Raw genomic sequence first — 8,515 nt, forward strand, 5'->3', positions numbered from 1 at the left:
TTAGCCGCCGGAGTAATATCCCCCGGGCAGGAGGAGCATGGCGTCGCCGTAGGAGTAGAACCGATACCCGGCCTCCACGGCGTGGCGGTAGGCGGCGAGCACCCGTTCGGTGCCGCCGAAGGCGCACACCAACACGAGCAGGGTCGACTCGGGCAGGTGGAAATTGGTCACCAGGCCCGAAACCACCCGGAACCTGTGCCCCGGCCGGATAAAAAGGTCCGTCCAGCCCGATCCCGGTTCCACGCGACCGTGGCGCCCCGCGTGCTCCAGCACCCGGGTCGCCGTGGTGCCCACGGCGACAACCCTCCCCCCCTTGTCCCGCGCCGCGTTGACCGCCGCCGCGGTCTCGGGCGGCACCTCGAACCACTCCGCGTGCATCCGGTGGTCGTCGAGTCGCTCGGCCCGCACCGGCAGGAACGTGCCCAGGCCCACGTGCAGGGTGATCCGCGCGATTCTCACCCCCTTTCGTTCCAGTACCTCCAGAACCCGGGGGGTGAAGTGGAGCCCGGCCGTGGGCGCGGCGGCCGAACCCGCCTTCTCCGGGCGGGAAAAGACCGTCTGGTACCAGGTCCGATCCCGGGGATCGGCCCCATCCCGCCGGATGTAGGGCGGCAGCGGCATCTGGCCCACCCGTTCGAGCCACGCCTCCACCGGCCCCGGGGCGGAGATCCGCACCCGAAACCGCCCCTCCCCCAAGGCCTCCTCCACCTCCACCCGGCCGTCAGCCACGGCGACGGAGGTGCCCTCCCGGGCCGGTTTCGCCGCCCGCACCAGGGCCTCCCACCGCCCCTCCCCGAGCCGGGTCAGCAGGAGGACCTCGGCCTTCCCCCCCGTGGGCTTCCGGCCCAGGAGCCTCGCCGGCAACACCCGGGTGTCGTTCACGACCAGGAGATCCCCCGGTTCGAGGTACCGGGGAAGATCCAGGAACCGCGCGTCCTCCCACCCCTCGGCCCCCCGAAGCACGAGGAGCCGGGAGGCGTCGCGGGGCTCGGCAGGAGTCTGGGCGATGCGATCGGGGGGGAGCTCGTACGTGAAGTCCTTGATCCTCACGGCGTGGAGCCCACCGGCGCGAGGTAGCGGAACAGCTCGCTCGTGGGCGACAGGAGGAGCACGTCGCCCTCCTTGATGCCCTCCCGGTAGATCTCGAGGCTTCGCATGAAATCGTAGAACTCGGGATCCTGGCCGAAGGCCTCGGCGTAGATCCGGGTGGCCTCGGCGTCCCCTTCGCCCCGGATCTCCTGGGCCTCCCGGTACGCCTTGGCCAGGATGATCGCCTTCTCCTTGTCGGCCTGGGACCGGATCTCCCGGGCCTTCTCCTCGCCCTCGGCCCGGTACTGGTGGGCCTGGCGGGTCCGCTCGGCCTGCATCCGGGCGTACACCGCCTTCTCGTTGGCCGGGGGGAGGTCGGCCCGCTTGATCCGCACGTCCACGACCTTGATCCCGAACTCCGCGGCCGCCTCCTCGGTTCGCCGGGTGACCTCGGCCATAATCTCCGACCTGCGCTCCGCCACGATCTCGAGCAGGGTGTACTTCCCGAGCTGCTCTCGCACCTGGGAGTAGATGATGTCGTCGAGCCGCGCCTGGGCCCCCCGCTCGTCCCGCACGGTCTGGTAGAACTTCAGGGGGTCCACGATGCGCCACCGGGCGTAGTTGTCCACCTTGATGTTCTTCTTGTCCCGGGTGATCACCTCCCGGGCCTCGGCGTCGTACTCCAGCTGCCGGGCGTCATAGGTGACCACGCTCTCCACCAGGGGGATGCGCACGTGGAGCCCCGGCTCCCGGGGCCCCCCCACCGGCTTTCCCAGGCGCAGCACCAGGGCCACCTGGGTCTGGTCCACGGTGAAGAGCACCGTGCCCCAGGCGAGAACCCCGAGGACGAACAGGATGCCGAGGATGCGAAGGATGCGTCCCATCTAGTTCTTCTCCCCGGTGTTCCAGGAGCCCAGCGGCAGGAGCGGCACCACGCCGCCGCCCTTCTGGGGCTCGGCCAGCACGACCTTGGCGTTGGAGAGGATGTCCCGCATGGCGTCCAGGTACAGGCGCTTGCGGGTCACGTCCCGAGCACGGCGGTACTCCTTGAGGAGCGCCAGGAACCGGGCCGCGTCCCCCTGGGCCCGCTGGATCTGCGACTCCCGGTAGGCCTGGGCCTCGTTGACCAGCTTCTTGGCCTCACCCCTCGCCTTGGGGAGCACGTCGTTGGCGTAGGCCTCGGCCTCGTTCTTGAGGCGCTCCCGGTCCTCCCGGGCGCTCGCCACGTCGCGGAACGCGTCGATCACCTGGGCGGGCGGGTACACGTCCTGGAGCTTCACGTACTCGATCGACACCCCGGTCTTGTAGGCGTCCAGGATGGCCTGGAGGGTCTCCTGGGCCTCTAGCTGGATCTTGTCCTTCGCGTCGGTCAACACGTCGTCCACCGTATGGCGGCCCACCACCTCGCGCATGGTGGCCTCGGCCGCGTCCCGCACCGCCCCCTCGGGGTCCCGGACGTTGAACAGGAACTCCACCGGGTCGCGCACCCGGTACTGGACGATGAACTCGCAGGAGACGATGTTCTCGTCGCCCGTGAGCATGAGCGCCTCGGCCGGCACCTTCTGGTACCGCGCCGGGGGCCCCACGGTCACCGTGCGAAACCCCACCTCCACCCGGCGCACCTGGGTCACCTTGGGCTTGAGCACGGTTTCCACCGGGTACGGCAGGTGCCAGTGGGGGCCCGGGCCCACCATGTACGCGTACCGCCCAAACCGCTTGACCACCCCCACCTCGTCCGGGTTCACGATGTAGAACCCGGTGGCGGCCCATCCCAGGAGCACCAAGGCCGCGATCCCGGCGGCTAACCCGCCTCCGAACCACCGGCCGTACCGGTCCCGCAGTTCCCCCAGGATCTCGCCCGGGCTTTTCGGCCCGCCCATCTCGTCCTGCCAATCCATCCAAATCCTCCTCGCCGGAGTCCGATGACCGCTCGGTTTCCGAAAACCCTAACCGGCCGGCCCTCGGTCGTCAAACCGGCCGCCCGAGCAGGGCCCGCACCCGCTTGAGGTCCTCCCACGCCTGGCGTTTGAACCGGGGTTGGCGCAGAAGGAACGCGGGATGGAACGTCACCACCACGGGCCAGGGGCCGGCGCTTCGCACCCCTCCCCGCAGCGCGGAGAGCGACCCCGACTCCCCCAGGATCGCCCGCGCCGCGTGGGCCCCGAGGGCGCAAATCACCCTGGGGCGGACGGCCTCGATCTGCCCCCACAGGAACGGCAGGCAGGTTTCCACCTCGTCCTCGAGGGGATCGCGGTTGTCCGGGGGCCTGCATTTCAGCACGTTCGCGATGTACACCCCATCGCGCTCAAGCCCGATCGCCCGGATCATCCGGTCGAGGAGTTGGCCCGCCCGGCCCACGAAGGGTTCCCCCTTCAGATCCTCGTGGAACCCGGGGGCCTCCCCCACGAACAGGAGCTCCGCCTCGGGGTTCCCCGTCCCGAACACGATCTGGGTGCGGGTGGACCAGAGCCGGCACCGCCGGCAGTCCCCCAGCTCCCGCCGGACCTCCGCCAGGGTGCGGCCCGGCGGGGGGCCCGGGGGCGGCCCCTCCGTTTCGTGCGCGGGCTCCCCGGGCACGACCCACGCCCCCGAGTACGCGGCGAACCGCAGCGTTTCGAGCGCTCCAGGTGGCAGCGCCATCTTGTCCTTCGGCACGGCAACTCCCATGAAGGCCGGTGGGGTGCGGGGACGAAACGTTGCATTCTAGGGACCGGCCTGCGTACCCTGCAAGCAGATTCCCTGCGCCGCCGGGGCGCACGACGCCGAGGACGGAAACATCGCATGAAGCGATCCATACGGTCAGCGGCCTGGCGGTTTGGGCCGGCGGTCCTCTACATGGCGGTGGTGTTCTCCCTGTCCCACTCCTCGAGGCCTCCCCTGCCGCGGCTCCTCTGGTTTTTCGGGGACAAACCCCTCCACGCCCTGGAGTACGTGCCCATGGGATACCTCTGGGCGCGGGCGCTGGGCCACGAGGGCAAGCGTGGGCTCCTGTGGGGGTTCCTGGCGGCCGTCGGGTTTGGGGCCACGGACGAACTCCACCAGTGGCTCGTGCCCCGGCGGCACCCGAGCTGGCTCGACTGGGCGGCCGACGCCGCGGGCTCGGCCGTCGGCGTGCTGGTGTGGGCAGGGGTGCGGCGGTTCTTCCCGCTCCGGCGGGCTCCCGTCCGGAGCGCCGTCGTTCCCGCCGGCCCCGGGAACGGGGAGTACTATCAACCCGGCGCCGATAGAGGCGCGCAAGGAAGTCGCCATGGCATGGGGCCTGCTTCCGGCCGTGCGTGAGTGCAGCATCCGGCCACTGTAGGAGCCACGCCCGGCGCTCCAGCAGGCCCCATGCCCCGAACCGTGCCTATTTGGCCGCCGGAGCAATAATACCTTCAAAAGTATTGCCGGGGGCGGGTGGGGGACTGGTTCCGGCCGGGCGGGAATGCGGCCCCCCGGGGCCAGACGGACTGCGGGGCCGGTGACCGGCAGACCGACGACACCAGACCGCCCGTAGGGAGGGATCCGCGATGCGCATCCTGGTGGTGGAAGACGAGGCCAAGGTCGCCTCGTTCATCCGCAAGGGGCTCGAGGAGGAACGCTACGCCGTCGACGTGGCGGGCGACGGGGAGGAGGGGCTCGAGCTCGCCGAGCTCAACCCCTACGACCTCATCGTCCTCGACCTGATGCTGCCGGGGCTCGACGGGTTTCGGTTCATCCAGAAGCTCCGGGGCCAGGGGATCGCCACGCCGATCCTGGTGCTCACGGCCCGGGACTCGGTGAGCGACAAGGTGAAGGGGCTCGATCTGGGGGCCGACGACTACCTCACCAAGCCGTTCGCGTTCGCCGAACTCCTCGCCCGGATCCGGGCCCTGCTCCGGCGCGGGACGCCCCAGGCCTCCCCCGTACTCCAGGTGGCGGACCTCACGCTGGATCCGGCCGCCCGCCGGGTGACCCGGGCCGGCAGATCCATCGAGCTCACGGCCAAGGAGTTCGCGCTCCTCGAATACTTCCTGCGAAACGCCGGCCGGGTGCTCACCCGCACCATGATCCTCGAGCACGTCTGGGACCAGTCCTTCGACTCCTACACCAACGTGGTGGACGTGTACGTGAACTACCTGCGCAAGAAGGTGGACCAGGGCTTCGAGCCCAAGCTGATCCACACGGTGCGGGGGGTGGGGTACGTGCTCCGGGAGGAGCCTTGACCCCCCGCACGCTCCGCGGACGCCTCACCCTGTGGTACGGGGGGCTCTTGGCCTCGGTGCTCATCCTGTTCGGGGTGGGGTTCTACGCGGCCCTCGCCCGGAACCTCTACCGGGGCGTCGATCAGAAGCTCCTGGCGCTCGCCGAGGTCGTGGCCGAATCGAGCGTCCGGAACTTCCTGCGGCCGGGGTACACGAATTTCTCCCGTCTCCTGGAGGAGTTCTTCGGGGTTCCGGCCGCCGGCCAGTTCATCCAGGTCCTCGACCCCTCCGGCAAGGTGGGGGCCCGCAGCGAGAACCTGCTCCTTCGGAACCTTCCCATCAGCCGCGAAACCCTTCATCGGGCGCTCCACGGGGAGATGGTGTACGAAACCGTGCCCGACCCGGCGGCGCCCCTGCGGGTGCTCACCTACCCGGTGGTGGTCCGCGGCCGGGTGCGAAACGTCGTGCAGGTGGCCACCAGCCTGGAGGCGGTGGTCACGACCCTCCGGGAGGTGCTCCTGGCCCTGGGGGTGGGGATCCCGGTCTCTCTCTTCCTCGTGCTCTGGGGGGGGTGGATGGTCGCCGCCAGGGCGCTTCGGCCCCTGGAGGGGCTCATCGCCGCGGTGCGGGAGGTGGACGCGGATCAACTGGGCGCCCGGGTTCCCGAGGCCGAGGGCACCGAGGAGGTGAGGGAGCTCGCCCGGAGCATCAACGGGCTCCTCCGGCGCCTCGGCGACGCGTTTCGCCGGGTGCGGGAGTTCACGGCCGACGCGAGCCACGAACTGCGCACCCCGCTCACGGTGCTCCGGGGGGAGGCCGAGGTGGCCCTGCGCCAGCCCCGTTCCCCCGAGGAGTACCAGCGGGTTCTCGCCTCGAGCCTCGAGGAGATCCACCGCATGGGACGGATCGTGGAGGATCTCCTGCTGCTGGCCAAGGGGGATCTGGGGGAGGCCCCGGTGGAAAGGACCCCGGTGGCCCTGGACGAGGTGCTCGAGGACCTGGCCGGCCGGGCCGCGCCGCTCGCCGAGGCCAAGGGCCTGGCATTCCACTGGGCGGGGGGGCCCCGGGTCTGGGTGGAGGCCGATCCCCTGCGGCTGCGCCAACTCGTGTGGAACCTCCTCGACAACGCGATCAAGTACACCCCGGAAGGGGGGCAGATCTTCCTGAGCCACGCCCGCTCCGCCCCGGGATGGGTACGGATCGCCGTCAAGGACACCGGGATCGGAATTCCCCCGGAGCACCAGGAAAAGATCTTCGAACGGTTCTACCGGGTCGACAAGCACCGCTCCCGGGCCCAGGGCGGAAGCGGCCTGGGGCTTGCGATCTGCCGGTGGATCGCCGAGGTCCACGGCGGCCGGATCGAGGTTCGGAGCCAGCCGGGGAGCGGCAGCACGTTCCTGGTGCATCTACCCGAGGCAAAGGGGAGCGACGAGGGCTGGAAAGCCAGGAGGCTGGAAAGCTAGAAGGCTAGAAAGCGGGAACGCGCCGGTAGGCCTCGGAGTTGGCCTGTCCGCAAGAACCATAACGTTTCGGTCCCTGCCACAAGGCACATCGCCGCAGTCTGGGCCAAGGGACCGACGACCGTGCCAGGTGCCAGAAGACAGACGACAGAGGACAGGGGTGCTCTGACATCTAACCTCTGGATTCTGGCCCCTGCTACGGCAGCCGCTCCCACGGGTTGGCCGGCGCGATGACGCCGGAATCCCGAATGATCCTAGCCGCCTAACTGCCGAGCAGCCCAGCCGCCTAGCCGAAGTTACCTGGAAGGCTCGGCCCCGGGGGCCCTCATCCCTTGGCCGCGCGGCCGTCGAGGCGGTAGAGGAACGCCAAAATCTCGGCCACGGCCCGGTAGGTCTCGGGAGGGATCTCCTCGCCCGGATCCAGGTGGGAGAGCACCTCGGCCAGGGCCGGGTCGTGGCGGATGGGAACGCCCGCCTCCCGGGCCACCTCGACGATGCGCTCGGCCACCTTGCCCCGCCCCGAGGCGGTGACCCGGGGGGCCCGGTCCGTTTCGGGGCGGTACCGGAGGCTCGCCGCCTTCTTCCGGGGGGTCATGCCCGGACCTCCCAGAGGGAGGCCTCCGGCTCGGCCGAGGGCCGCAGGGCCTCCACCCCCAAACCCAGGAGGCGGACCCCGGCCCCCTCGGCGAGCGCCGACCGCAGGGCCCCGAGTTCCCGGCGCAAGAGCGGCAGGACCTCGGGCGAGGCCCCGAGGGAGATCCTCACCCCTTCGGGGACCCAGGCCACCCGGGCCTCCACCCGGCCGAGGTGGGGCAGATCCAGCCGGATGCGAACGGCCCGGTACCGCGTCGGCCGACCCGGCCGGCCCGAGGTTTCGTCGGGTTCCAGCCGGATCTCGCCCTGCACCGGCCCCTGCGGCCACGGGAGCACCAGGGGTACCACCGGCTCCCCCGCCGCGAGGGACCGGGCCTGGTGGGCTTCCACGTGACGCACCAGCGCCTCGGCCGCGTCCCGCAAGGGTCCCTCGGGCAACCGCTGCAGGAGCCTCTGGGCCAGGGTCTTGACGTCGCCGTACGCCTCCCCCCGGGCGAGATCGGCCTCGTGGAACACCCCGCTGGCCCGGACCCAGCGGGCGAGCGCCGGAGCCAGGGCCTCGGGATCCTGGGGAAGGGAGAGAAGCCGGGCCAGGGGTTGGGCGGCCGGATCCGAGTCCCCGGCCGAAAGGATCGCCTCGACCGCCTGGGCCAGGGGTTGGGCCGGCGGCGGGAGGAGCCGCGCGGGGTTTGCCTCGGGGGCTGGGAGGGGTTGGAGCACGGTGGGGGGGCCCAGGGACGCCACCCGGGCCGGGAACCGGGCCCCAGCCGTGAGGTGCTCGGGGAACCGGGCGTCCCCGGTCCAGCGCCCGAGCGCCACCCGGCCCACCCCGGGCTCGATGACGTCCAGGATCTCGACCTCGACGACCGCGCCGAGGGCCGGTCCGAGAGGCCCGGAAGGTCCCGGCCCCGCCGGCGGCGGGGGCGCGCCTACCCCTCCAACCGGAGGCACAGCTCCACCTGGAACGGCCCCCCCTGGGTTTCAAACGGGATGACGATGCACGGGACCCCGCGGGGCCGGCTGACCACGTGGTCCTTGCCCACCACGACGGTGGGGATCGAGATCTTGAGGTCGTAGCCCTCGTCGGCCAGCACGCGCTTGGCGCCCCCCGCCACGATGTTCGCGAGCTCGCCCACCCCGTCCCGGGGGGGGGGGGGGGGGGGGGGGGGGGGGGGGCGGCGGCGCGCCGCCGCCCCCCCCCCCCCCCCCCCCCCCCCCCCCCCCCCCCCCCCCCCCCCCCGCCCCCCCCCCCCCCCGCCCGCCCCCCCC

General features: G+C 71.5%; 10 protein-coding genes. 3 read left to right on the plus strand and 7 right to left on the minus strand.

The features are described 5' to 3' along the window. From queA to ACYQ8L_RS17470, 4 genes are all read right to left on the minus strand, one after another. Complete coding sequence (gene queA / locus ACYQ8L_RS17455; RefSeq protein ID WP_459943098.1) at window positions 1-1,050, minus strand: tRNA preQ1(34) S-adenosylmethionine ribosyltransferase-isomerase QueA; 1,050 nt, start codon at window positions 1,048-1,050, stop codon at window positions 1-3. After that, on the minus strand, window positions 1,047-1,913 hold the full coding sequence (gene hflC, locus ACYQ8L_RS17460; protein ID WP_459943099.1) for a protease modulator HflC: 867 nt from the start codon (window positions 1,911-1,913) through the stop codon (window positions 1,047-1,049). Before hflC ends, queA begins: the two co-directional genes overlap by 4 nt. Next, window positions 1,914-2,927 (minus strand): FtsH protease activity modulator HflK, encoded by a 1,014-nt coding sequence (gene hflK, locus ACYQ8L_RS17465; RefSeq protein WP_459943100.1) that lies wholly within the window; start codon window positions 2,925-2,927, stop codon window positions 1,914-1,916. A gap of 70 nt (window positions 2,928-2,997) precedes the next feature. Beyond that, window positions 2,998-3,684, minus strand: a complete 687-nt coding sequence (locus tag ACYQ8L_RS17470; RefSeq protein ID WP_459943101.1) for a uracil-DNA glycosylase — start codon at window positions 3,682-3,684, stop codon at window positions 2,998-3,000. A 126-nt stretch (window positions 3,685-3,810) separates the two neighbouring features. Here ACYQ8L_RS17470 and ACYQ8L_RS17475 point away from each other — a divergent pair, with 126 nt between their 5' ends. The 3 genes from ACYQ8L_RS17475 (at window position 3,811) to ACYQ8L_RS17485 (ending at window position 6,655) form a co-directional block, all read left to right on the plus strand. Continuing rightward, window positions 3,811-4,308 carry a VanZ family protein gene (locus ACYQ8L_RS17475; protein WP_459943102.1) on the plus strand — a complete coding sequence of 166 codons (498 nt, stop codon included), beginning with the start codon at window positions 3,811-3,813 and terminating at the stop codon, window positions 4,306-4,308. 230 nt (window positions 4,309-4,538) lie between these two features. Beyond that, window positions 4,539-5,213, plus strand: a complete 675-nt coding sequence (locus tag ACYQ8L_RS17480; RefSeq protein ID WP_459943103.1) for a heavy metal response regulator transcription factor — start codon at window positions 4,539-4,541, stop codon at window positions 5,211-5,213. Beyond that, window positions 5,210-6,655, plus strand: coding sequence for a sensor histidine kinase (locus ACYQ8L_RS17485; RefSeq protein ID WP_459943104.1), 1,446 nt, complete (start codon window positions 5,210-5,212; stop codon window positions 6,653-6,655). The genes ACYQ8L_RS17480 and ACYQ8L_RS17485 overlap by 4 nt, the downstream gene beginning before the upstream one ends. Before the next feature lie 322 nt (window positions 6,656-6,977). Here the strand turns inward: ACYQ8L_RS17485 and ACYQ8L_RS17490 are convergent, their stop codons facing one another. From ACYQ8L_RS17490 to ACYQ8L_RS17500, 3 genes are read right to left on the minus strand one after another with little or no spacing between them, the layout of a single operon-like run. Further along, the gene (locus ACYQ8L_RS17490; RefSeq protein WP_459943105.1) at window positions 6,978-7,247 is read right to left on the minus strand and encodes an EscU/YscU/HrcU family type III secretion system export apparatus switch protein; all 270 of its coding nucleotides are present in this window, start codon (window positions 7,245-7,247) and stop codon (window positions 6,978-6,980) included. After that, window positions 7,244-8,197, minus strand: a complete 954-nt coding sequence (gene fliK / locus ACYQ8L_RS17495) for a flagellar hook-length control protein FliK (protein ID WP_459943106.1) — start codon at window positions 8,195-8,197, stop codon at window positions 7,244-7,246. Before fliK ends, ACYQ8L_RS17490 begins: the two co-directional genes overlap by 4 nt. Further along, window positions 8,176-8,382 (minus strand): chemotaxis protein CheX, encoded by a 207-nt coding sequence (locus tag ACYQ8L_RS17500; RefSeq protein ID WP_459943107.1) that lies wholly within the window; start codon window positions 8,380-8,382, stop codon window positions 8,176-8,178. The genes fliK and ACYQ8L_RS17500 overlap by 22 nt, the downstream gene beginning before the upstream one ends. Window positions 8,383-8,515: the final 133 nt, after the last annotated feature.

The organism is Deferrisoma palaeochoriense (assembly GCF_054656955.1).

Excerpts from the sequence above, each read along its gene's own strand:
- hflC (WP_459943099.1), bottom strand. The coding sequence starts at position 1,913 with ATGGGACGCATCCTTCGCATCCTCGGCATCCTGTTCGTCCTCGGGGTT.
- hflK (WP_459943100.1), bottom strand. The coding sequence starts at position 2,927 with ATGGATTGGCAGGACGAGATGGGCGGGCCGAAAAGCCCGGGCGAGATC.
- ACYQ8L_RS17475 (WP_459943102.1), top strand. The coding sequence starts at position 3,811 with ATGAAGCGATCCATACGGTCAGCGGCCTGGCGGTTTGGGCCGGCGGTC.
- ACYQ8L_RS17480 (WP_459943103.1), top strand. The coding sequence starts at position 4,539 with ATGCGCATCCTGGTGGTGGAAGACGAGGCCAAGGTCGCCTCGTTCATC.
- ACYQ8L_RS17490 (WP_459943105.1), bottom strand. The coding sequence starts at position 7,247 with ATGACCCCCCGGAAGAAGGCGGCGAGCCTCCGGTACCGCCCCGAAACG.